Here is a 23,668-nt window from a genome sequence, read left to right on the forward strand (position 1 = left end):
GACCGATGAATCAACGTGCAAAGGACGGGATAAAGCAATTTTTAGCGGCTTTATCTGTTGATACTGAGGCGCCAGAGCTAGAGAAAACACCAAGTCGTGTAACAGAATTATATAGTGAATTATTCAGTGGCGTAGGATTAGATACAAAGTCAGCCTGGGGTGAAACATTTAGTACTGATTATAAGGGTCTTGTAGCGGTTACAGGAATTCCTTTTTATTCTATGTGTGAGCACCACTTGTTGCCATTCTTTGGAACCGTAGATATTGTGTACCAACCTAAGGATGGGTGTGTGGCAGGGCTTAGTAAGTTTCAAGATATTGTTAATATCCTTAGCCGGAGGCCGCAATTACAAGAGCGGTTAGCATCAGAATTAGCAGATGCAATTATGAATGATTTATCTGCTCATGGTGTATTCGTACGCATTACATCAACTCAGTTGTGTATGCTTATCAAAGGGACCATGCAGCAAGATTCAAAGGTTATTACATTAGAAAGCCGTGGTGTGCTAGCAGAGAATGGCACATTACGAGATGAAGCGTTGGCAATGTTAGGTGGAGGACAGGCAAATGTTTAAACGTAGAAATTACACATGGAATGATGGCAAAAGTTTATCTTTGTGCGATCGTACCCTTATTATGGGGATACTAAATGGTACGCCTGACTCTTTCTCTGATGGTGGTAAATTCAATACTCCAGAAGCGGCAGCAGCACATGTAACGCAAATGATTGAAGATGGTGCTGATATCATTGATTTAGGCGTAGAATCTACGCGCCCTGGTTGCACACCATTGACAGCAGATGAAGAAATTGAACGCTTAGCCCAATTGATAGACCCTGTACTACATGCATCTACAGTACCTGTATCTATCGATACCTATCATGCTAAAACTGCTGATTATGCACTTTCAAAGGGCGCTCATATTTTAAATGATATTTGGGGCTTACACTATGATCCTGATATGGCAGCAATAGCCGCAAAATACAAGGTACCTGTAATCATCATGCACAATAGTAATGATACAAACTATGGTGACATCATTGAAGATATGAAGGCATACTTCTTCTTTGCTGTAGATAAAGCCTTAAAGGTTGGTGTAACACCACAACAAATTTGGCTTGATCCAGGTATCGGATTTTTTGGTAAAACAGAAGAACAAAATATTGAAGTTATGCAACGTTTAGGCGAATTAACGGCTTATGAATACCCTATTTTACTTGCGCCTAGCCGTAAGGGTTTTATCGGTTCTATGTTGGGCGGTTTACCTCCAGAAGAACGCGATGAAGGCACGGTAGCGGCTTGTATTACGGGTGTATTCCAAGGTGTTGATATGGTGCGTGTTCATAATGTGAAAATGCACAAACGCGCCTTGGCCGTAGCAGATGGCCTATTACGAGGTGAATAATGGATAAAATCGTTTTAAAAAACATGGCATTTTATGGATACCATGGCAATTTGACATCTGAACAAGCGCAAGGACAGCGCTTTTTTGTAGATGTTGAAATTACTACGGATCTTACAAAGGCCGGTCAAAGTGACCAGTTAGAGGATTCTATCAATTATGTAGAAGTATATGAGCTTGTAGAATCTGTTATGACTGGAGAAAAACATAATTTATTAGAGCGTTTAGGTGCACTTATTGCCGACTCTTTATACCAACATTATCAAGGTATCGTTGGCTTATCTGTAACGGTGCGCAAACCATCTGTACCTATTGCTGGTATCCTAGATTATGTTGAGGTTGTCACTACAAGAGGTCAAATTTGATGTATACCTATTACATCAGTGTAGGTTCAAATATAGGTGATAAAAGAGGCTATATTAATTCCGCTTTTCACCTATTACAAGGGCATGAGGCCGTTTCAGAGGTTATTAGTTCTTCTTTGATAGAAACGGAACCTTGGGGATATACAGATCAGGCGTCATTTATTAATGGCATGTGGTCTTGTAAAAGTACTTTGAATCCTCATGAAATGTTAAGTGTCCTTCAGTCCTTAGAACAAGAGGCTGGTCGTGAACGACTCATTCACTGGGGACCACGTACATTAGATTTAGATATTATTTTGGCTTTTGATGAAGCCGGTTCTATGATTTCCATTTGTGCTGAAACTCTAACTATACCGCATCCTTATTTTTGGGATAGAACCTTTGTCTTAGAACCTTTACATGAGTTGTTACCAACTTTTACCTATAAGGGTATCTCAATTAGCGAGCGACTAGCTACATTAAGTTTGGCATAGAAGTCCACAAAGATATTAAAAAAATTTACAGTTATACCTAGAATTGGGATTATATTAATAGGGACTTACTGTAATGGCAATATATTATTACGTTTTATGCCTGGGGATTCATAGGGAGTATAAATGAATATAAAACGTATCGGTTTATGCATACTAGCATTAATTGTAGTGGGGCTCTCCTATTGGCTTGCAGTAGGTGGCAATTACGACAGTAAAACAGTACGCATAGACCCAGAAGAGCATACATTAGTAAATTCTAGTGATGCCATCATTTCAAAACGAATATTAGCGATGAAGTCTATCGACTCACAAGTGTACTTTCTAGGTTATGAAGGGTATGGTATTTATAATTTAGCTGATAATACACTTCGGTTGATGCCTATTACCTTTCGTGGCCAACATATTGAGCCACCGAAGACCGAGAATTACCAACGTGGTTTACGAGAGATTACTATGGTAAAAACTTTCTCTGATTTTAGTGGGCCAGAACAATCCGTACTCAAGGATTTGTTGGAATCTACAGATAGAGGAGCTCATTATTATGGGGACTTTTACCATTCAGGTTATGAGTCATCCCTCATTGACATGAAGGATCAATATTTTATAACGAATACGGTACGAGCTTTAAAGCGTATAAATCATACATTGTATGTATATGATGCGTCAGGGTTTATTATCATTGATTTAGATAGTCGTCGTATTCAAGGGTTCTTTAATAATCGTCTAGGTGGAGAAGGACCCAAAGGAGTACCTGATAGCTTGCGTGGCCATTATGGTTCAGATTTTACGATGATATATGCATTGTCCAAGTTAGATCCAAAGGATTTAGAGATTTTATGGTCAATGCGAAAACAATATTTAGAAAAGTCACCACAAGTGATGGAGAATAAGGATTTATTCCCTCTTAATCTTGATGAGATGACTTTATAGGAGGTATATTATGCTTTGGTCAATTATTGTAGGCGGATTCATTGGTTTTGTAGCTGGTCGTATTACTAAAAAGGCGCAAAGCATGGGGATTATTCTTCGTGTTATTGCTGGTTTAGTAGGGGCTTCTGTAGGTCAAGCTTTGCTTGGTACTTGGGGCCCAAGTCTTGCAGGCATGGCATTAATTCCGTCCATCGTTGGTGCAGTTATAGTGATTGCTGTAGTAAGCTTCTTTACTGGACGAGACTAACTATATAATAGAAGGACTATTATAGGGGTTCCTATAATAGTCTTTTTTTATCGCTATAAATCTATTTTCTTATATACCTATGAGAAAATAGGTATATAATAGTTTATGTATTTTACAAGCAATATGTTTTAATATAACTTAACATTGTCGATTCATATAATGGCAATCGCTGGTTTAAGTGGAATTGTATTAGAAGATGTATATCTTTTAGTGCGAATCGTAGGAGGCCCTTATGAAATTACGTAAAGTAGGTATTATTGGCACTGGACATGTAGGTTCTCATGTAGCATTTTCTCTTGCTCTACAAGGTGAAGTAGATGAACTATATATGATGGATATTGACGAGAAAAAAGCTAAAGCACAAGCAATGGATATAAATGATGCTGTAAGCTATATTCCTCATAAAGTAACAGCTACTGCAGGTCCTATTGAAGATTGTGGGGATTGTGATATTCTCGTATTTAGCGCTGGTCCTTTACCAAATTTATATCAAGATCGTTTAGAAAGTCTTGGTGATACAGTAGAGGTTTTAAAGGATGTTATTCCTCGAATTAAAAAGTCCGGCTTTGATGGTTTTATTATTTCTATTTCTAATCCTGCTGATGTTGTTGCTACTTATTTATGTAAACATTTAAATTGGAATCCAAAACGTATTATTTCCAGTGGTACAGCTTTAGATTCAGCGCGATTACAAAAAGAATTGGCGCGCATTTTTAATATTAGTAACCGTACAATTACAGCCTATTGTTTAGGTGAACATGGCGGTAGTGCTATGGTGCCATGGTCTCATGTTTATGTACAAGGAAAACCGTTAGTACAATTACAACAAGAATTGCCTCATAGATTCCCTACACTTGATCATACTCAAGTGCTAGATGATGTAAAAATTGGTGGTTACCATGTATTGGCTGGTAAAGGCTCCACAGAATTTGGTATTGCTAGTGCAACAACAGAATTAATTCGTGCTGTATTCCATGACGAAAAGAAAGTGTTGCCATGTTCTTGTTATCTAGATGGTCAATATGGTGAAGAAGGAATCTTTGCATCGACTCCAGCAGTTATTGGCAAAGATGGTATCGAAGATGTATTTGAATTGAAGCTCGCTAAAGATGAATTAGCTTTGTTTAAAAAATCTTGCGCAGTTATTCGTGAATATGCTCATAAAGCAGAGTCATTGTAAGGTGCTGCTATCTGTTATATAAGTCTATTAATGATAAAAATAAATATCTATTTATAGAGAGAATATATATTTAAATGCAAACTAGAGAATATATATTTAAATGCAAACTATAGATAATTTTATTTAGTCCCTAATAAGGTTCTGTGATATAATTAAAAAATGACAGTATACAGATGATGAATATTTTTGGGGGAGATTATGACTCAAGACACTATGGAAGTACAACGTCCAAAAAAGCCGCGCAAACGGGTTAGACCTAATCGCAAAGCGCAGGATCAACGTATTATCCTCATGTGGATCAAGCGAATTGGTATAGGGATTATGGTGCTGCTATTATTAGGGCAAGCCTATCGCTTGGTGGCTGTATATCAAGAAAAACAACATATTGAGCAACAATTGCAAGAATTAAAACAGCGAAATGAAGAATTAGAACAGGAAAAGGCTAAGTTGCAAGATCCAAAGACCATTGAGGGGGTGGCTCGTGAGGAGCTCGGCCTTGTAAAACCTGGTGAAGTACCTTATGTAAAATAGGTTTGACTGTAGTAATTTTGATTCGCATCAGTTTGTAGTTTGAGGTTTCCGCATTAATTAGGAGGTTGCATGGCAATCGAAGTTGGTAACATTATTGATGGTACCGTATCTGGTATTACAAAATTCGGCGTATTTGTTGATTTAGGAGAGAAGCAAACAGGTCTAGTTCATATTTCTGAAGTAGCTCATGGGTATGTCGAAGATATTAATACCGTATTAAAGGTTGAAGATCCAGTAAAGGTTAAGGTTTTATCTATTGAAGGTAATAAAATTGGCCTTTCTATTCGTCAAACACAGCCTAAAGAGACAACAAGTGAAGAGCGACGTCCTCGTCGTGTTCAATCTAAACAAAGCACAGAGGCTTTTGAAGCAAAGATGAAATCATTCTTGCGCGATAGCAATGAACGCTTACACGATTTAAAACGCAATACAGAAGGTAAACGCGGAGGCCGAGGCGGTCGTCGAGATTAATAGTGAGAGATGGCATTGAGCCATCTCTTTACTTATGTATAGGCCTTAACAGTATAATAGTGTTAGAGGCATACTAATTATGTAAGGAGCAATTATGAAGTTAGCTATTATTGATATTGGATCAAATTCAGTACGCTTATTATTGGCTACTTATGAAAATAATATATGGTACTATGAGCCGAAACAGTTGTGGACTACTCGTTTAGGCCAACGTAATTCAGATGGTACATTGCGCACTGAATCGATGGAAGCATCCTATCAAGCTTTTACAGAAATAAAAAAACTAGCAGACCAATATGGGGTGGAATGCTGCTTTGGTTTTGCAACGAGCGCTGTTCGTGAAGCATATAATGGCCTTGAATTTATGGAGCACATTAGCGAACATTGTCCGATGGAATGGCGTATTCTCACGGGCGATGAAGAGGCTATTTATGGCTTTAATGGTGCCTTAGGAGATCAGTTGAATGATGGTCGTCACTATACAACTATCGATATCGGTGGCGGTAGTACAGAGCTAGCATTAGGCAATAAGGACGGCGTTTACTGGAGCCGATCTTATCCTGTAGGGGCTGTACGCCTTCAATCTATGTCTGATGAAGGTCCTCAACGAGTATGGGAAGAAACTCGATTCCTTTGGGATCCCATGATGATTCAAGGTGAATTTGGTGAATTCATTGGTATCGGTGGTACGCTAACGACGCTAGCGGCCATTGATTTAGGCCTTGAAAACTATGATGGTACGAAGGTACAAGGTCATAAATTAAGTCGTGAAACAGTAGAGGGCATCATTCTAAACTTACGTTACATGAGTCGCGATGAGCGATTACACGTAAAAGGTTTACCTGCAGGACGTGCCGATATCATCGTAGCTGGTGCAGAAATTTTGACGTCCTTTATGGATGCTTATGAGGTTCCTCATGTATTTGTGAGCGACCAAGATGGTATGGAGGCGATGGCTCGTGAATGTGAAAGAACTTATTCGAACCATTAATCACACCTTAAAATCACATAATCTATTTCCTGAAAATAGTCGAATTCTAGTAGCTTGCTCTGGTGGCCCCGATTCAATGGCTCTATTGTATTTGTTACAAGATATTGCTACGCATCGTCATACAACGTACAAAATAGGTGTAGCCATTGTGGATCACTGTATTCGCCCTGAAAGTAAGGAGGAGGTCTTGTGGCTCCAACATCAAGTGGAAGAATTAGGTCTGCCATTTTATTCCGCTACCTTTGATGTACCGCGCCTAAGTAAGGAACATAAAAAATCTGAAGAAACTATAGGCCGCCAAGTACGTTATCAATGGTTAAATGAAATTGCCCAGTCTGAGGGGTATGATTATATTTCAGTAGCTCACCACAAAGATGATCAAGCAGAATCGATTTTGGCACATATCATTAGGGGTTCTGGTCTAAATGGTTTAACTGGCATGTCTGTAGTACAATCTGAATATGCTATTCCTGTAGTTAGACCGCTGTTAGACGTAACAAAAGAAGACTTACTAGCCTATATAGGGACAAAACATATTTCGTATTGTGTAGATTCTACGAATGAGGATGTACGATACCAACGAAATAGGATTCGTCATCGCATTATACCTGAATTGGAAGCCGTTAACCCTGCTGTGGTAGATGCCATAGTTCGACTAGGAAGTTCTGTAAATGAAGATGTAATGGTTATCTCTGATTTAACGTCTAGAACCTTTGATAAATTAGTATCGATTGGTGATGACGAGGTGAGAATCTCTCGCCGTGCCTTGAGACAGGAGCCACTGGCAATACAGCGGAGATTATGGCAGCGTTTAGTAAGTACCATTGACTCTGATCTAACGCTTACATCAGCTCATCAAGAGCAATTACTGGACATTGTTAACACAGGGGAAAAGAAAACTTTCACTATAAAAAGTATAAAAGTAATCGCTCAATGTGATACAATAAAGGTATATTGCAAACATTAATATGAATCGTGGAGGTCATATAGATGCATCAAGACGCAAAAGAGATTTTATATACAGCAGAACAATTACAGGCTCGTGTAGCCGAGTTAGGTAAAGCAATTAGCGAAGACTATAAAAATGAATCTGTAGTGCTCGTAGGGGTGTTAAAGGGAGCCATCGTTTTCTTTACAGACTTAGCTCGCGCTATTGATGATAGCGTAGATGTAAGTTTTGATTTTATTTCTTGCTCTAGCTATGGTAGTGGCACAACTAGTACAGGGGTAGTTCGAATTCTAAAAGATTTGGATCGCTCTGTAGAGGGTAAGCATGTGCTTGTTGTGGAAGATATCGTAGATACAGGCACAACATTGCATTACTTATTAGAAAATTTACATGCTCGTGGTGCTAAAAGCGTACGCCTCGCTGCATTATTGAATAAACCAGATCGCCGTAAGATGGACGTAGACGTTGACTATGTGGGCTTTATTATTCCTGATTATTTTGTTATCGGTTATGGTTTAGACTACGCAGAAAAATATCGTCACTTACCATATATCGGTATTTTAAAGGAAGAAATGTATCAAAATTAAAAATATGATATAATATATGAGTGCATCTCTTAATGAGATGTACTCAATTCGTTTATACAAGTAAATTATTATTGAAAGGGGTAATCTTTTGGGTCGATTTACAAAAAATATCGTCCTTTACTTACTTATCATTGCCGCTTTCGTTATCGCCATTGACGCTTTCTCTGGTCAAAGTGCGAATAAATCTGAACTAAGTTACACAGGATTTATTCAACAAGTACAACAGAAAAAGGTTGAGTCCGTAACGATTACCAATGATCATGGTATTAAAGGTAAACTAAAAAATGGAACAGAGTTCAATTCTTATGCGCCAAGTGATGAAACATTAATTAAAACATTACAAGATAATGGCGTAGAAATTACAGCAGCTCCACCTGAGCAACCAGCTTGGTGGATGAGCCTGTTAGGTTCTGCTATTCCTATCATCATCTTGGTGGTGTTGTTCTTCTTTATCATGCAACAAACTCAAGGTGGCGGTGGCCGAGTGATGAACTTTGGTAAAAGCCGTGCTAAATTGATGGGTGAAGGTAACGTAAAGGTTAGCTTTAAAGATGTAGCAGGTGCTGAAGAAGCAAAACAAGAATTAGAAGAAGTAGTAGAATTCTTGAAGGATCCAGGTAAATTTACAACAATCGGTGCTAAAATTCCGAAAGGTGTATTATTAGCAGGACCTCCAGGTACAGGTAAAACTTTGCTTGCTAAAGCCGTTGCTGGTGAAGCCGGGGTACCATTCTTTACGATTTCTGGTTCTGACTTCGTAGAAATGTTCGTAGGTGTTGGTGCTTCTCGTGTGCGTGATCTTTTCACACAAGCAAAAAAGAATGCGCCATGTATCATCTTTATCGATGAAATTGATGCGGTAGGTCGCCAACGTGGCGCTGGTCTTGGTGGTGGTCACGATGAACGTGAACAAACATTGAACCAATTGCTCGTTGAAATGGATGGTTTCGGTGCCAACGAAGGTATTATTACCATCGCTGCCACAAACCGCCCAGATATTCTTGACCCAGCGCTATTGCGTCCAGGTCGTTTTGACCGTCAAGTTATCGTAGGTCGTCCAGACTTACGCGGTCGTGAAGCAATCTTAAAAGTACATGCTCGTAACAAGCCATTAGCTGACGATGTAGACTTGAAAACAATTGCGAAGAAAACTCCAGGTTTTACTGGTGCTGACTTGAACAACTTGTTAAACGAAGCCGCTTTATTGGCAGCTCGCCTTAACAAAAAAGTTATCACTATGGCTGAAGTGGAAGAAGCTAGTGAAAAGGTTAGCATGGGTCCTGAACGTCGCAGTCATATTGTGAGTGAGAAAGACCGTAAGTTAACAGCGTACCATGAATCTGGTCATGCCATCGTGGCACATTTGTTGCCTCATGCAGATCCTGTTCATAAGGTAACAATCATTCCTCGTGGCGCAGCAGGTGGTTACACCATGATGCTTCCTACAGAGGAACAAAACTACAAAACAAAATCTCAATTATTAGCGGATATTCGCGTAGCCCTTGGTGGTCGAATTGCAGAGGCTTTGATTTTAGATGAAATCAGCACAGGTGCTTCTGGGGACCTTCAAAGTGTAACGAATACAGCACGCGCTATGGTAACGCGTTGGGGCATGAGTGATGAGCTTGGTCCTATCGTATTTGGTGAACAACAAGAACAAGTATTCTTGGGTAAAAACCTTGGCCATGAACGCAACTACAGTGAAGAAATTGCTGCAAAAATCGACTCTGAAATTCATCGTATTGTAGAAGAAGCGTACAAAGATGTAACAAAACTTCTCAGTGAAAATGAAAAATTCTTACATGATATGGCAAATGCTTTATTAGAGGAAGAAACCATCGATGCAAAAGCGGTAGATAATCTTTACAAATATGGTACAACGAAAGCCCCTGAAGTTGAGGAGCCTAAAGAAGCTCTAGAAGCGGCAGGTATTGTAGTACCAGAGGTGGTTGAAGCTAAAGAAAACACTGCTACAGTGGATGCTCCTAGTGAAACACCTTCTAATGAAATCAAATAATGAGATATCTAAATAAAAGAGCTGGCCTCGTTGAGGGCCAGCTCTTTTTATATATGTTCTTTTGATTATAATTACCTATTACTAGCTATAGTACTTAGTATTCTATCTATATTGTGAAGCTCGTAATGTAGTTGGTGAGGATTAGCTATTGGCCATCGTTAATGTGACGTGTTGCCAAGTACTGTTGAATTCTACGCTCTTTTCGGGCTTTTAAATATTTTTGAGCCAGTACATTTGGAATTGCTACACCAACCGCAATACTAACAATAGTGAGGATGCCTGTTACACCGTTTTGGACCATATGAAGTAAGCCAGACTCTGATAGTGCGTTGATATGAAGTATATCAAAGAGGAATCTGTAATATAAAATACCAGGCATTAAGGCTATAGCAGATGGGACGATGATAATTGTGCTAGATGTTCTCAGCCAAGTAGAAACTTTTACATAGATCACGCTCATTACAGCAGCGCCTACAAAGGTAGCACCTGGTATGGAGAAGCCAAATTCAACAGCTAATAAATTGCGGATAAATACGCATAATACACCACCAATACCAATGGATACTAGTAACCGTACAGGAGCGTTAAATAGTACTGCAAAGGATGCGGCTGCTGTAAAAGCCCCTATAATTTGCTCAATGGATAATACATGAGGCTTAATATCTACAAAGCTAAAGGCCGGCATAGGGCTAAAGTATAATGCCATGGCCATGCCTAAGGTCATGCTACCAACGATAAGGATCGTTCTAATAGCTCTTGTAATTCCCGATAAAATATGGTTGTTGATGGTATCGATAACGGAGTTTATAAGCGGTACACCAGGTATCATAAATAAGGTACAACAAACAAGAACGTAAACTAACGAATCTTGTTCAATATGTGAATAGAAACCATAGGCAGAAACCATGGCGGCAAAGCCGCCAATTGCAATGCCTACATATTCATTGCAACCAAAGCGTACCGATAAGGTACGACCAAAATAACCGATTAGAGAACAAATAACAGTTACAATAAAAGCTATCATATCGCCACTATACAAAAAGGCAAGGCCTGCTGATCCGAGGGCACAAGCAATACCCTTTATCCAATCAGGATATACTGGAATAGTGGAATCTAATTTTGAAATTAACTGTTCATAAGTTGTAAGTGAATAATGTCGTTCAAAGGCTCGCCAAGTTAGTTTAGATACGGCATTGATCATGGCCATATTGGGTACATGGACAGGTGTTTTTCTAAATACGGTAATAGATCGTTCTTTATGCAGTAAATTGACCATAATCGTAGTATAGGAAATATGTATATTTAAATAATCATGAGGTATCCCCATGAAAGTGGCTGATTTTAACATCTCTTCAATAATTCGATTTGTATCTGCACCACATTCCATGAGTAGTTTGCCTATGTTTAATAGGACATCAAGTTTTCTATGAATATGGATAAAGGGATTCTCTAGAACCTCATTTTTTTCTTCTAATGTAAATTGTCGCATATATCTCCCTAGATAATGATAGACCATACTATTGTTATCTTTTGCATAAGGTATAACTTAATACTACATGTATTATACCATTAATTCTTTTAAATAACCCTTGCATTTTACAGGGTACACTTGTACAATCGAATTGTAAACCTAGGTTGACAAAGAAAGGGGCTCTAAACTATGCGTGATGAAGTATTAGAATTCTTGAGACAAAACCAAGGTGGTTTCGTATCGGGACAGGATATGTCGGAAGCGTGTCATGTTTCGCGTACAGCTATTTGGAAGCATATCAAGGCATTACGTCAAAAAGGCTACAAAATAGAATCTTATACCAAGAGGGGGTATCGATTATTGGAGGAACCTGATTTGTTGAGTCCATTAGCAATGAAGCAAATCTTAAAAACAGATGTATTTGGAAAACGGTATGTCTATATGGACACTACCGAATCTACTAACCTAGAAGCTCGTCGCTTAGCACAACAAGGTGCAGAAGAAGGTACTGTTGTTGTAACAGAGGAACAGGCTGCTGGCCGAGGTCGTTTATCGCGGGGCTGGTATTCTCCATTTGGGAAAGGTCTATGGTTTAGTCTCATTTTGCGCCCTGACTTTGCACCTGTAGAAGCACCAAAATGTACATTGATGGCAGCCGTAGCCTTAACAAAAGCGTTCCATAAAATGGGACTCACCGATGCAGGCATTAAATGGCCTAATGATATTTTAGTGAATGGTCGTAAACTAGTTGGCATCTTGACCGAAATGTCTGGCTCTATGGAGGAAATTTCCTATATTGTTATGGGCATAGGTGTCAATGTAAAGACTAAACAAGAAGAGCTCCCGGAAGAATTGAAGTTGATCGCTACATCCTTAACTATGGAAGGCATTGATATTGAACGGACGGAAGCTTTTAAAATTATATTAGAATCCCTAGAACATCAATATTATGAAGTCCTCGATAGTGGTTTTGAGGAAACTCTCAATGAATGGCGCCAATTATCGGTAACACTTGGTGAGGAAATTGAAGTAAGAGCACCAGGAAATACCTATGAAGGGGTAGCTACAGATATTGATGAAGATGGTAACTTATTAGTAAGAATTCCAGATGGGACAGTTAAACGTGTTATGGCAGGGGACGTATCAATTCGTCCGCGCAAATAGGAGGCATTCATGTTATTAGTAATTGATGTGGGGAACACCAATATTGTTCTCGGTGTATACGACAAGACGGAGCTTGTAGGTCACTGGCGTATTTCCACGGATCGCGTGCGGACCACCGATGAATATGGCATGTTGATGATGAACCTATTCTTCCATGACCGTAAGGTTGATGTGAAGGATATTAAAGATATCATCATTTCCTCAGTTGTGCCACCATTGATGCCTACATTAGAGCGCGTTTGTTTACGTTATTTCAATGTAAATCCTCTTATTGTTGGGCCTGGCACTAAGACTGGTATCGCCATTAAGTATGATAATCCTCGTGAAGTAGGTGCTGACCGTATCGTAAATGCTGTAGCAGCACATGAGCGTTATAAAGGTGATTTAATCATTATCGACTTTGGTACGGCTACTACCTATTGTGCTGTTAAAGGTAATGGCGATTATATGGGTGGTGTTATCTCACCAGGTGTTACCATTTCTGCAGAGGCTCTATTCCAACGGGCTGCTAAATTACCACGTATTGATGTAAGAGATCCAGGTCAAGTCATTTGCCGGAATACCGTATCCTCTATGCAGGCTGGTATGTTCTATGGTTATGTAGGTCAAGTGGAAGGCCTTGTATCTCGTATGAAAGCTGAAATGGGTGATAATGTAACTGTCGTAGCTACAGGCGGTTTAGCACAACTCATTAGCAGTGCTACGGACTGCATTGACCATGTAGAACCTATGCTTACATTAGAAGGTTTACGCCTTATTTACGAAAGAAATAAATAATGCTACTATAATATAGTTACGAATATGTAACAAAGTAGTGTACATTCGGGTACAGCTTATGCTGTACCCTTTTTATTAGGGGATATATATGAATAATAAACAATGGCAAATTGGAGCTGTCAAAATTGACGGACAAGCCATATTAGCGCCAATGGCAGGGGTCAGCGATATTGCTTATCGCTTACTTGCTAAAGAGCATGGGGCCGCCTTGGTTTGCACCGAAATGGTCAGCGCCATGGGCATTAAATATAAAAATGAACGCACCCATGAATTGTTGCGTATTGAAGAGGTAGAACGGCCTGTTTCTATGCAAATCTTTGGTTCTAATCCAGAGGCTATTGCCATTGGTGCAAAGGTTGTAGCTGATGCAGGTGCCGATATTGTAGACATCAATATGGGCTGTCCTGTTAAAAAAGTTGTTTCCTCCGGTGATGGCTCTGCACTTATGAAGAATCCTGACTTAGCCGCGCGCGTAGCAGAGGCTGCGGTTAAGGCTGTGGATGTGCCTGTAACCGTGAAAATGCGCATCGGTTGGGATAGTGATTCCATCAATGTTGTGGACTTTGCTAAACGCATCGAATCTACAGGTGTGGCGGCTATTGCAGTACATGGCCGTACTAAGGAGCAAATGTACAGTGGACATGCTGATTGGTCTTATATTAAGGCTGTAAAAGAAGCCGTGGCTGTACCCGTTATGGGCAATGGGGATATAGTGGAACCAGAGGATGCAAAGTGCATGCTCGATGAAACAGGATGTGATGCGGTGATGGTAGGCCGTGGTGCACAGGGAAATCCATGGATCTTTAATCGTATTCATCACTATTTAGCGACTGGTGAAGTATTGGCGGCGCCGAGCGATATTGAACGTCTCGACATGTTGTTAAAGCATTTTGATCTCTTATGTCAATATAAGGGTGAAAGTATGGCCGTTAAGGAAATACGAACTCATGCAGGCTGGTATATGAAGGGCCTCCCTGAATCAGCATACTGGCGCAATCGTGTGAATACAATTCATACTGTAACAAGCTTTCACAATGAGCTAGAATCATACCGTAAAATATTGTCTGAAATGTAGTCAGATTGACAAATGTACAGTATTTTTATATAATGGTTGAGATAATTTAGAAATAAAAGATAAGGTGTCATCTTATTATGGCACTTTTTTCTTATTTAATTTATATGTAGAAAGAGTGGGGTACCCATGGCAGACGTAAAAGAAACATTACTTACCGCCGACGGTTTAAAGAAATTAGAAGAAGAATTAACGTATTATAAATCTGTACGTCGTATTGAAGTGTCTGAACGTATTAAGACTGCTATTGAATATGGCGATATTAGTGAAAACTCTGAATATGATGATGCAAAAAATGAACAAGCTTTCATCGAAGGTCATATTGTAGAGCTTGAAAATAAAATTAACACTGCGAAAATCATCGACGAATCCGTAAAAGGTGATGTTGTATCCGTAGGTAGTAAAGTAACGGTACTAGATACAATGTACAATGATGAATTAGAATATGTTATCGTTGGTTCCTCTGAAGCGGATCCATTCAACAATCGTATCTCTAACGAATCTCCTGTAGGTAAAGCTATTTTGGGCAAACGTAAAGGTGATGAAGTAGAAGTTTCCACACCAGATGGTCCTGTTACATTCAAAGTGTTAGCAATCCAATAATTTACATTTACTGACGAAGAGGCGATAACATGAGTGAAGAAATTAAAAATGTACAAGAAGAGCTGAATGAGCAAATGCAAATTCGCCGCGATAAATTGGCTGAATACGAAGCGGATGGCATCTATCCATTTGGTCAACGTTTTGTTGTAAAAGATAATGCAAAAGAAATTAAAGATGACTTCTTCTTGAAATATGATGGTCAACCTGTAGTTATTGCAGGGCGTTTGATGACAATCCGTTCCCATGGTAAAACAGCATTTGCCAATATTCGTGATAAATCTGGGGATATTCAAGTATATTTCCGTAAAGATGTATTGGGCGAAGATGCTTATAAATACGTAAAAATGCTTGATATCGGTGATATCATCGGTGTAGAAGGTCATGTATTTAAAACTCATACAGGTGAAGTTACAATTAAAGTTAACAAATTAACTTTGTTATCTAAATCTTTACGTCCATTGCCAGAAAAATGGCATGGTTTAAAGGATACAGAACTTCGTTACCGTCAACGTTATGTTGATTTGATTGTAAATCCTGAAGTGCGTGATACATTTGTAAAACGTTCCCAAATCGTTGCTAAAATTCGCGAATACATGATGCGTGATGGTTTCATGGAAGTAGAAACACCAATGATGCATGCTATTCCTGGTGGTGCTGCAGCTCGTCCATTCATCACTCACCACAATGCGCTTGATATCGATATTTACATGCGTATTGCACCAGAATTATACCTTAAACGCTTGATCGTTGGTGGTATGGACCGCGTATTCGAAATGAACCGTTGCTTCCGTAACGAAGGTATCGACAACCGTCATAATCCAGAATTCACTACTATCGAATCTTACCAAGCTTATGGCGATGTTGAGGATGCTATTCGCTTAACAGAAAATCTTGTGTCCTACTGTGCTCAAGAGGTTCTAGGTACACAAGAAATCACATACCAAGGTACAGAAATCAATTTGACTCCACCTTGGAATCGTATCACAATGGCTGAAGGTGTAAAAAAATACACTGGTGAAGACTTTGATGCAGTTACTACTGTAGAAGAAGCTCGTGCTATTGCAGATCGTTTAAATGTAGAATATACAGAAAATGATGGTATTGGTAAAATCTTAAATCTTTGCTTCGAAGATTATGTAGAAGAAAACTTGATTCAACCAACTATCGTATATGGTCATCCAAAAGAAATTTCTCCACTTGCGAAAGCAAGTCGTGAAAATCCATTGGCTACAGAACGTTTTGAAGCGTTCATTTATGGCCGTGAATTGGCAAATGGCTTCTCCGAGTTAAATGACCCAATCGACCAAAAACAACGTTTCTTGGATCAATTGAAAGAACGCGAAGCTGGCGATGATGAAGCTCACCGTATGGATGAAGACTTCGTTACAGCTCTTGAATACGGTTTACCTCCAACAGCAGGTTTAGGTGTTGGTATTGACCGTCTCGTTATGTTCTTAACAGACTCTGCATCCATCCGCGATGTATTGTTGTTCCCATTGATGAAACCAGAAGCTCCTAAGCATATTGAAGCTGAAGAAGAAGCGGCTGAATAATCTAAAACCAAAAGGCTCTCTATTCTTTGAGTAGAGAGCCTTTTTATTCGTTATATGATATGAATATTATGTTTTATGATTATTGTATTCTATGAATATTATATTTATTCTATATATGGTGTTGTAGTATATGTTGACTATGATATTTAGTTACGAAAGGAGAAGACTGTGAAACATTTAAAGGTTGCTTTATCTGATTCCGTGCAATCCAAAATTAAATCCATAGCAGGACGCACATGTGTTGGCGTTTTTGAAACAGATTTTACAGATGTAGGTGCCGTTGTTATCGACGATGGTGAGCTAGATCTTGTGAATAATAATCAAATTAGCTCCTTTGGTATACCTGTTATTGTCTTAAGACTTGATGCATCTAAAGATATATCTCTTTACGGAAATCGTATCACGTCCATTATAGAGCTCTTATCTATGAGTATCGACGACTGTACATCAGAGATAGAGAACGTTGTAGCAAACTATGAAGCATCTATTTTACCACCATTTTTCAGGGCCTTGTCTGATTATGTAGGGGATGAAAATTCACAGTTTGACTGTCCAGGTCATCAAGGGGGCCAATTCTTCTATAAACATCCTACAGGTCGTGCCTTTTACAATTTCTTTGGAGAGAATATATTTAGAGCTGACCTTTGCAATGCAGATGTAAAATTAGGGGATCTCTTAATTCATGAAGGCTATGCGTATGATGCTCAAGCACATGCAGCTAAGGTCTACAATGCGGATAAAACCTATTTTGTATTGAATGGTACATCTTCTGCGAATAAGGTAGTGCTTAATGCTCTTTTAACACCAGGGGATATTATTTTATATGATCGTAATAATCATAAATCTATCTGCCATGGTGGACTCGTTATGTCTGGTGCTACGCCTATATATCTTGAAACAGCACGTAATCCTTTTGGCTCCATTGGCGGTATTTTAGATCATTGCTTTGATGAAAGTTATATACGTCAAATAGTGGCAGAAAAATCACCTGAAAAAGCAAATGCAAAACGTCCCATTCGATTAGCAGTTATTCAACTAGGAACCTATGATGGTACGATTTATAATGCACGGCAAGTAGTAGATAAAATAGGACATCTTTGCGACTATATTTTCTTTGATTCTGCTTGGGTTGGGTATGAACAGTTTATTCCTATGATGAAAGACTGCAGTCCATTGTTGCTAGAATTGGGCCCAAATGACCCTGGTATTTTAGTTACTCAATCAGTACATAAGCAACAAGCTGGCTTTTCACAAACATCCCAAATTCATAAAAAAGACAGTCATATAAAAGGACAAGAACGCTATGTGGATCATAAACGTTTTAATAACTCTTTTATGATGCATGCATCTACATCTCCGTTTTATCCATTGTTTGCATCGCTTGATGTTAATGCGAAAATTCATGAAGGCGAGTTGGGACAAACATTATGGCGCGAATGTGTTGAGGTAGCTATTGATGCGCGTAAAGCCGTATTGAAACAATGTAAATATTTACGCCCCTTAGTACCTCCAATTGTTCATGGTAAGCCATGGGAAGAGGGAAATACCCATGAGATGGCTTGTGATGTAAAATATTTTGCTTTTGAGCCAGAAGCCAAGTGGCATTCTTTTAACGGCTATGGTGAAGGACAGTATTTCATTGATCCATGTAAATTTCAACTGATTACACCAGGAATCAATGTGGGAACTGGAGAATATGAAGAATTTGGTATCCCTGCGAATATTCTTGCTAATTATTTACGAGAAAATCGAATTATTCCTGAAAAATGTGATTTAAATACAATCTTATTCCTCATGACACCAGCAGAATCTAAGCAGAAGATGGATGCGCTGGTGGCGGAACTCGTTCGGTTTGAAGAACTCATAGATCGCGATGTACCGATGGAAGAGGTATTGCCATCGATTTACTATAGTTATATAGACAAATATAAAGGCTATCACATTCGTCAGTTATGCCAAGAAATGCATGACTTTTATAAGTCTAGAAATGTAAGCCTTCTGCAACAGCGATTATTCTTGGGTGAATACTTCCCTGACTATGTAATGAATCCACAAGAAGCTAACTTTGAGTTTCAACGTAACAAAGGAGAATTAGTTCCTTTATGTGAGGCAAAAGGGCGTATTGCTCTTGAAGGGGCTCTTCCGTATCCGCCAGGTGTAATATGTGTTCAGCCAGGGGAGCGTTGGTCCAAGACTGCGTGTGACTATTTCTTAGCCTTAGAAGAAGGCATTAATCAACTGCCTGGTTTTGCGCCGGAAATACAAGGTGTATACATTACTGAACAATCAAATGGATATAAACAAGCCTATGGCTATGTATTGAAAAAAGAATATTAAAGAAAATCTAGCGTGTTATTCGAGCATAGTGTTTTAGGGCTCTCATCACGCGAGGAGGTTATATGAATTCGACACTTATTTTAAAAGGAAATATATTATATACACCGCGGCCTTCAGAATTTATATCTATTCCACATGGCTATATCATCGCCGTAGATGGCGTGGTCGTATATTGTGGTGAAAGTATTCCACCAGCCTATGCAGATTGCGAGGTTACTGATTATGGTGATAATCTCATCATTCCAGGCTTTGTAGACACACATGCTCATGCTCCGCAGTATTGTAATCGTGGTCTTGGCATGGACAAAGAATTGCTGCCGTGGTTAGAAACCTATACATTTCCTGAAGAGGCAAAGTTTAGTGATTCAGATTATGCACGGTTAGTATATGGCGCCTTTGTGCAGGATTTATGGCGCAATGGGACTACTAGAAGTATACTATTTGGTACCATCCATAAAGAAAGCACATTAGTATTGATGGAGCTTTTACAAAAAGCAGGACTATCAGCCTATGTAGGTAAGGTAAATATGGACCGTAATAGTCCAGAATTCTTGATTGAGAAAACAGAACAGTCCTTGATTGATACAAAAGAATGGCTGGATGCATCATCGCAGTTTGGTCCATTGGTTAAACCAATTATTACACCTAGATTTGTACCATCTTGTACAAGTGAATTAATGAGTGGACTAGGGAAATTAGCAGAAAAATATAATGTACCAATTCAATCTCACTTGTCCGAAAATCATGGTGAAATTGATTGGGTTGCATCATTACATCCAGAGTCACCAAATTATACAGATGTGTACTATGAACACCGCTTAATGGGACAGGTACCGACAGTGATGGCTCATTGCATTCATTTAAGCGATGTAGAAATGGATCGTATGTCAGAAACTCAAACTATGGTATCGCATTGTCCATATTCCAATGTAAACCTATCAAGTGGTATTGCACCGATTCGTAAGCTAATGAAACGGAATATACCGATTGGTTTGGGCTCCGATATCTCTGGTGGTCATATTGTATCGATGGCGAAGGTTCTTACGGAAGCCATTGGATTATCAAAAATGAAATGGGTAGAAGTTGATCAAACATATGCGCCCCTTGCATTAAGTGAAGCTTTCTATATGGCTACAAAGGGCGGCGGCAAGTTCTTTGGTAAGGTTGGTAGCTTTGAAAAAGGTTGTGAACTAGATGCCCTTGTCATTAACGATACATCACTATTTGATCCTAATGAACGTACCTTAGAAGAACGATTAGAGCGTTGGTTATATGTTGGTGATGACCGCCATATTGTTGAGCGCTATGTAGCGGGACAGGTATTATCGAATCCTCAAGGTTTTTAAGGTTAATAGTTAACCTGTATTAAAGCTGGCAATAAAAAAAGAATTTACATAGTATCCATAGCAGGTAGTTTGTATATAAGGCAAACTACCTGTTTTGATTTGGCCTCGTGTTGCGCATCAATACCCTTGGTGTATAATAAAATAATGTATAAATTAAGAAAGTGGGGTACTTGATGGATATATTAGGGGCAAGGCGCTCTATAGAGCAGAAGTTACTTATGCAATCCGTTGGCCTGATGGCTCTAGTAGCGGTAAGCGGTACTATAATGGGGATTGTGACGGGTTCTAGTGCGGTCTTATTAGATGGTGTATTTTCCTTTGTCGATGTTGTTATTAAAATCATGATGTTAATGACCGCCAAATTAATAGCGCGTGAAACGAGTAAGCGCTTTCAGTTTGGGTATTGGCAGTTTGAACCTTTAGTGTTGGCCGTAGAAGGATTTTTTATATTACTAATTGTAATTTATGCCTTATCTAGTGGTATTACAGATCTTATATCGGGTGGTCGTCATGTAGATTTTGGACCCGCTATTTACTATGCTATCTTCTTTACAGTGGCGGACACAATATATTACTTATATGTGCGTCGCATTAATAAGAGTCTACAGTCCAACTTAATCAAATTTGATAATGTAAGTTGGTATGTAGATGCTTTGTTAGAAGCAGCTATCTTAATCAGTTTCGTCGTAGCTATCATGTTAGAAGGAACTGAATATGCTGATTGGGCATCTTATATTGACCCGATAGTTCTCGTTGTATTAGCGGTGCAAATGATACCGTCTGCGTTCCGCATTATCATCCCATCTGTAAAACAAGTGTTGGGGTGGGCACCAACTTCATTACATAATGAAGTGCAGGAAATTATGGATCGTTTTATGGAAAAGTACAATTTCAAGGATTATGTTTCTAGCGTACAAGTATATGGCAACACTCGAATTATTGAGATTGATATTTTAGTTCGCAAGAATTTTCCCTATCAAACGATTGCTGAAATCGATGCGATTCGCAATGAAATTGACCAAGAAATCGGAGGAAACCCTTCGGAAAAATGGGTTACCATTTCTTTCACCGGCACCCGAAAATGGATGGCAAAAGATTATTTACTAGAGGAAGATGATGATGAATAGTATAAAAATTAACGACAAAACTAGTAGATATCTTATAATTTAATGATAAATACACCAATATATGGTATACTTAAACGTATTGAATATATTGTTCGTAGCATAGTTGGAAGATGAGGTTCATAGTATGTTAGACTTGAAATTTGTCCGTGAAAATATTGATTTAGTGCAACAAAACTTAGATAATCGTCACACAAAAGGCGATTTGGAAACCTTTGTATCCGCTTATGATGAACGCCGTCAGTTGATTGGTAAAGTTGAGGAGTTAAAAGCTCTTCGCAACTCTGTAACTGAAGAAATTAGCCAATTAAAACGCAATAAAGAAAATGCGGATGATAAAATCGCAGAAATGAAAAAAGTAGGCGATGATATTGCTGAGCTTGATAATCGTATTCGCGATGTAGAAGCAAAATTACGTGATGCGGCATTGATGTTGCCAAACATGTGTGATGCATCTGTTCCTGTTGGTGCTGATGAAGATGAAAATGTAGAACAACGCAAATGGTGCGAACCACGTCAATTCGACTTTGATGTACAAGCTCATTGGGATTTAGGTGAAAATCTCGATATTCTTGATTTCAATCGCGCTGGTAAAATGAGCGGTGCTCGTTTCACTGTATATAAAGGTTTGGGTGCTCGTTTAGAACGTGCTCTCATTAATTTCATGGTTGATCTTCATGTAGATAAACAAGGCTACACTGAAATGATGACTCCATACATGGTAACTCGCGAAACTTTGACAGGTACTGGTCAATTACCTAAATTTGCTGAAGATATGTACCATGTAGAAGATACTGAATATTTCTTGATTCCTACCGCAGAGGTTACATTGACTAACTATCATAGTGGCGAAATTTTGAGTGAAGAGGAATTGCCAAAATATTATACTGCATTTACTGCATGCTTCCGTGCTGAAGCAGGTTCTGCAGGTCGTGATACTCGTGGTCTTATCCGTCAACATCAATTTAACAAAGTTGAAATGGTTAAATTAGCTAAACCTGAAGATTCTTACAAAGAATTAGAAACATTGACTGATAATGCAGAAGAAGTATTGCGCTTATTGGAGTTGCCATTCCGTGTAATTACACTTTGTACAGGTGATATTGGCTTTGGTTCTGCTAAAACATATGATGTAGAGGTATGGATGCCAGCTCAAGGCAAGTATAGAGAGATTTCTTCTTGCTCTAATATGACTGATTTCCAAGCTCGTCGTGCAAACATTAAATTCCGTCGTGGTCCTAAAGGTAAACCAGAATTCGTTCATACATTAAATGGCTCTGGTCTTGCTGTAGGTCGTACAGTAGCAGCTATCTTGGAAAACTATCAACAAGCTGATGGCTCTGTTGTGATTCCTAAAGTACTTGTACCTTACATGGGCGGCGTAGAAGTAATTAAGGCTGGAAAATAAGAGGGGGCATTCTATGAAGTTCTTTATTGATACAGCAGAATTTGATGAGATTAAAGAGGCGTATGCTTTTGGTTTTATCGATGGTGTTACTACTAATCCATCCCTTATCGTGAAAGCTAAACGCGATTTAAAACAAGTTATTTCTGAAATCGCTAATTTGGTAGAGGGCCCTGTGAGTGCAGAGGTTATTGCTTCTGATGCAGAAGGTATGATCGGGGAAGCTCATGAGCTTGTAAAATTAGGCTCTAATGTAGTTATTAAAGTGCCTATGACTCCAGAAGGTCTTAAAGCTGTTGCAGTTTTAAGCAAAGAAGGCATTAAAACTAATGTAACCTTAATCTTCTCTGCCAACCAAGCCTTATTAGCAGCTCGTGCAGGTGCTACCTATGTGAGCCCATTTGTTGGCCGTATTGATGATATCAGTATGGATGGTCTTACATTAATTCAAGATATTGCAGATATATTTGCTATTCATGGTATTGAAACTGAAATTATCGCGGCTAGTGTGAGAACACCATTGCATATCATTCAATGTGCAAAAGCTGGTGCTCATATTGCAACTGTGCCATTTAAAGTGCTTATGCAAGCTATGAAACATCCGCTAACAGATGCAGGGCTTGAAAAGTTTATGGCAGATTGGAAACAAGCTAATCAATAAGTTAAGTATTCGG

General features: G+C 38.9%; 24 protein-coding genes. 23 read left to right on the plus strand and 1 reads right to left on the minus strand.

Translation table 11 applies throughout. From position 1 onward, the window contains the following. Positions 1 to 5: 5 nt before the first annotated feature. From folE to ftsH, 13 genes are all read left to right on the plus strand, one after another. Entirely contained in the window at positions 6 to 575 is a 570-nt protein-coding gene (folE, locus tag VCHSUH03_RS08620) for a GTP cyclohydrolase I (RefSeq protein ID WP_105094744.1), read from the plus strand. Next, positions 568 to 1,404, plus strand: coding sequence for a dihydropteroate synthase (folP, locus tag VCHSUH03_RS08625; protein ID WP_105086148.1), 837 nt, complete (start codon positions 568 to 570; stop codon positions 1,402 to 1,404). Before folE ends, folP begins: the two co-directional genes overlap by 8 nt. Further along, positions 1,404 to 1,766: a dihydroneopterin aldolase gene (folB, locus tag VCHSUH03_RS08630; protein ID WP_105086149.1), complete on the plus strand. Its 363-nt coding sequence runs from the start codon at positions 1,404 to 1,406 to the stop codon at positions 1,764 to 1,766. The genes folP and folB overlap by 1 nt, the downstream gene beginning before the upstream one ends. Further along, positions 1,766 to 2,239 (plus strand): 2-amino-4-hydroxy-6-hydroxymethyldihydropteridine diphosphokinase, encoded by a 474-nt coding sequence (folK, locus tag VCHSUH03_RS08635; RefSeq protein ID WP_105086150.1) that lies wholly within the window; start codon positions 1,766 to 1,768, stop codon positions 2,237 to 2,239. The genes folB and folK overlap by 1 nt, the downstream gene beginning before the upstream one ends. A 123-nt stretch (positions 2,240 to 2,362) precedes the next feature. Further along, positions 2,363 to 3,169, plus strand: coding sequence for a hypothetical protein (locus VCHSUH03_RS08640; protein WP_005387227.1), 807 nt, complete (start codon positions 2,363 to 2,365; stop codon positions 3,167 to 3,169). A gap of 10 nt (positions 3,170 to 3,179) precedes the next feature. Beyond that, a complete protein-coding gene (locus VCHSUH03_RS08645; protein ID WP_005387228.1) occupies positions 3,180 to 3,416 on the plus strand; it encodes a GlsB/YeaQ/YmgE family stress response membrane protein in 237 nt (78 codons plus the stop codon). A gap of 232 nt (positions 3,417 to 3,648) precedes the next feature. Then, the gene (locus VCHSUH03_RS08650) at positions 3,649 to 4,596 is read left to right on the plus strand and encodes an L-lactate dehydrogenase (RefSeq protein ID WP_105094745.1); all 948 of its coding nucleotides are present in this window, start codon (positions 3,649 to 3,651) and stop codon (positions 4,594 to 4,596) included. 198 nt (positions 4,597 to 4,794) lie between these two features. Further along, positions 4,795 to 5,127, plus strand: a complete 333-nt coding sequence (locus tag VCHSUH03_RS08655; RefSeq protein ID WP_005387230.1) for an FtsB family cell division protein — start codon at positions 4,795 to 4,797, stop codon at positions 5,125 to 5,127. A gap of 69 nt (positions 5,128 to 5,196) precedes the next feature. Further along, on the plus strand, positions 5,197 to 5,598 hold the full coding sequence (locus tag VCHSUH03_RS08660; protein ID WP_105094746.1) for a S1 RNA-binding domain-containing protein: 402 nt from the start codon (positions 5,197 to 5,199) through the stop codon (positions 5,596 to 5,598). Between the two features lie 94 nt (positions 5,599 to 5,692). Further along, positions 5,693 to 6,589, plus strand: coding sequence for a Ppx/GppA phosphatase family protein (locus VCHSUH03_RS08665; protein ID WP_105094747.1), 897 nt, complete (start codon positions 5,693 to 5,695; stop codon positions 6,587 to 6,589). Further along, entirely contained in the window at positions 6,558 to 7,556 is a 999-nt protein-coding gene (gene tilS, locus VCHSUH03_RS08670; RefSeq protein ID WP_105094748.1) for a tRNA lysidine(34) synthetase TilS, read from the plus strand. Before VCHSUH03_RS08665 ends, tilS begins: the two co-directional genes overlap by 32 nt. A 23-nt stretch (positions 7,557 to 7,579) precedes the next feature. After that, positions 7,580 to 8,125, plus strand: coding sequence for a hypoxanthine phosphoribosyltransferase (gene hpt / locus VCHSUH03_RS08675; protein WP_105086156.1), 546 nt, complete (start codon positions 7,580 to 7,582; stop codon positions 8,123 to 8,125). A gap of 88 nt (positions 8,126 to 8,213) precedes the next feature. Continuing rightward, positions 8,214 to 10,142, plus strand: a complete 1,929-nt coding sequence (gene ftsH / locus VCHSUH03_RS08680; protein WP_105094749.1) for an ATP-dependent zinc metalloprotease FtsH — start codon at positions 8,214 to 8,216, stop codon at positions 10,140 to 10,142. 145 nt (positions 10,143 to 10,287) lie between these two features. Here ftsH and VCHSUH03_RS08685 read toward each other — a convergent pair whose 3' ends face one another. Further along, the gene (locus VCHSUH03_RS08685; protein ID WP_105094750.1) at positions 10,288 to 11,631 is read right to left on the minus strand and encodes a threonine/serine exporter family protein; all 1,344 of its coding nucleotides are present in this window, start codon (positions 11,629 to 11,631) and stop codon (positions 10,288 to 10,290) included. A 171-nt stretch (positions 11,632 to 11,802) separates the two neighbouring features. Here VCHSUH03_RS08685 and VCHSUH03_RS08690 point away from each other — a divergent pair, with 171 nt between their 5' ends. From VCHSUH03_RS08690 to fsa, 10 genes are all read left to right on the plus strand, one after another. Further along, a complete protein-coding gene (locus tag VCHSUH03_RS08690) occupies positions 11,803 to 12,777 on the plus strand; it encodes a biotin--[acetyl-CoA-carboxylase] ligase (RefSeq protein ID WP_105094751.1) in 975 nt (324 codons plus the stop codon). Between the two features lie 9 nt (positions 12,778 to 12,786). Further along, positions 12,787 to 13,554 carry a type III pantothenate kinase gene (locus VCHSUH03_RS08695; protein WP_105094752.1) on the plus strand — a complete coding sequence of 256 codons (768 nt, stop codon included), beginning with the start codon at positions 12,787 to 12,789 and terminating at the stop codon, positions 13,552 to 13,554. An 88-nt stretch (positions 13,555 to 13,642) separates the two neighbouring features. Next, the gene (dusB, locus tag VCHSUH03_RS08700) at positions 13,643 to 14,629 is read left to right on the plus strand and encodes a tRNA dihydrouridine synthase DusB (protein WP_105094753.1); all 987 of its coding nucleotides are present in this window, start codon (positions 13,643 to 13,645) and stop codon (positions 14,627 to 14,629) included. A 126-nt stretch (positions 14,630 to 14,755) separates the two neighbouring features. Next, a complete protein-coding gene (gene greA, locus VCHSUH03_RS08705; protein WP_105090289.1) occupies positions 14,756 to 15,229 on the plus strand; it encodes a transcription elongation factor GreA in 474 nt (157 codons plus the stop codon). A 29-nt stretch (positions 15,230 to 15,258) separates the two neighbouring features. Next, on the plus strand, positions 15,259 to 16,782 hold the full coding sequence (gene lysS / locus VCHSUH03_RS08710; protein WP_105086163.1) for a lysine--tRNA ligase: 1,524 nt from the start codon (positions 15,259 to 15,261) through the stop codon (positions 16,780 to 16,782). A 168-nt stretch (positions 16,783 to 16,950) separates the two neighbouring features. Further along, positions 16,951 to 19,119: an ornithine decarboxylase gene (gene speC, locus VCHSUH03_RS08715; protein WP_105094754.1), complete on the plus strand. Its 2,169-nt coding sequence runs from the start codon at positions 16,951 to 16,953 to the stop codon at positions 19,117 to 19,119. 62 nt (positions 19,120 to 19,181) lie between these two features. Beyond that, entirely contained in the window at positions 19,182 to 20,465 is a 1,284-nt protein-coding gene (gene guaD / locus VCHSUH03_RS08720; RefSeq protein WP_105094755.1) for a guanine deaminase, read from the plus strand. 173 nt (positions 20,466 to 20,638) lie between these two features. Then, the gene (locus VCHSUH03_RS08725) at positions 20,639 to 21,592 is read left to right on the plus strand and encodes a cation diffusion facilitator family transporter (RefSeq protein ID WP_105086166.1); all 954 of its coding nucleotides are present in this window, start codon (positions 20,639 to 20,641) and stop codon (positions 21,590 to 21,592) included. A gap of 124 nt (positions 21,593 to 21,716) precedes the next feature. Further along, positions 21,717 to 22,997, plus strand: a complete 1,281-nt coding sequence (gene serS, locus VCHSUH03_RS08730) for a serine--tRNA ligase (RefSeq protein WP_105094756.1) — start codon at positions 21,717 to 21,719, stop codon at positions 22,995 to 22,997. Positions 22,998 to 23,010: 13 nt separating this feature from the next. Continuing rightward, entirely contained in the window at positions 23,011 to 23,655 is a 645-nt protein-coding gene (gene fsa, locus VCHSUH03_RS08735; protein WP_005387248.1) for a fructose-6-phosphate aldolase, read from the plus strand. Positions 23,656 to 23,668 lie beyond the last annotated feature (13 nt).

Origin of the sequence: Veillonella infantium, assembly GCF_002959895.1 — a bacterium.
GTDB lineage: Bacteria > Bacillota > Negativicutes > Veillonellales > Veillonellaceae > Veillonella > Veillonella infantium.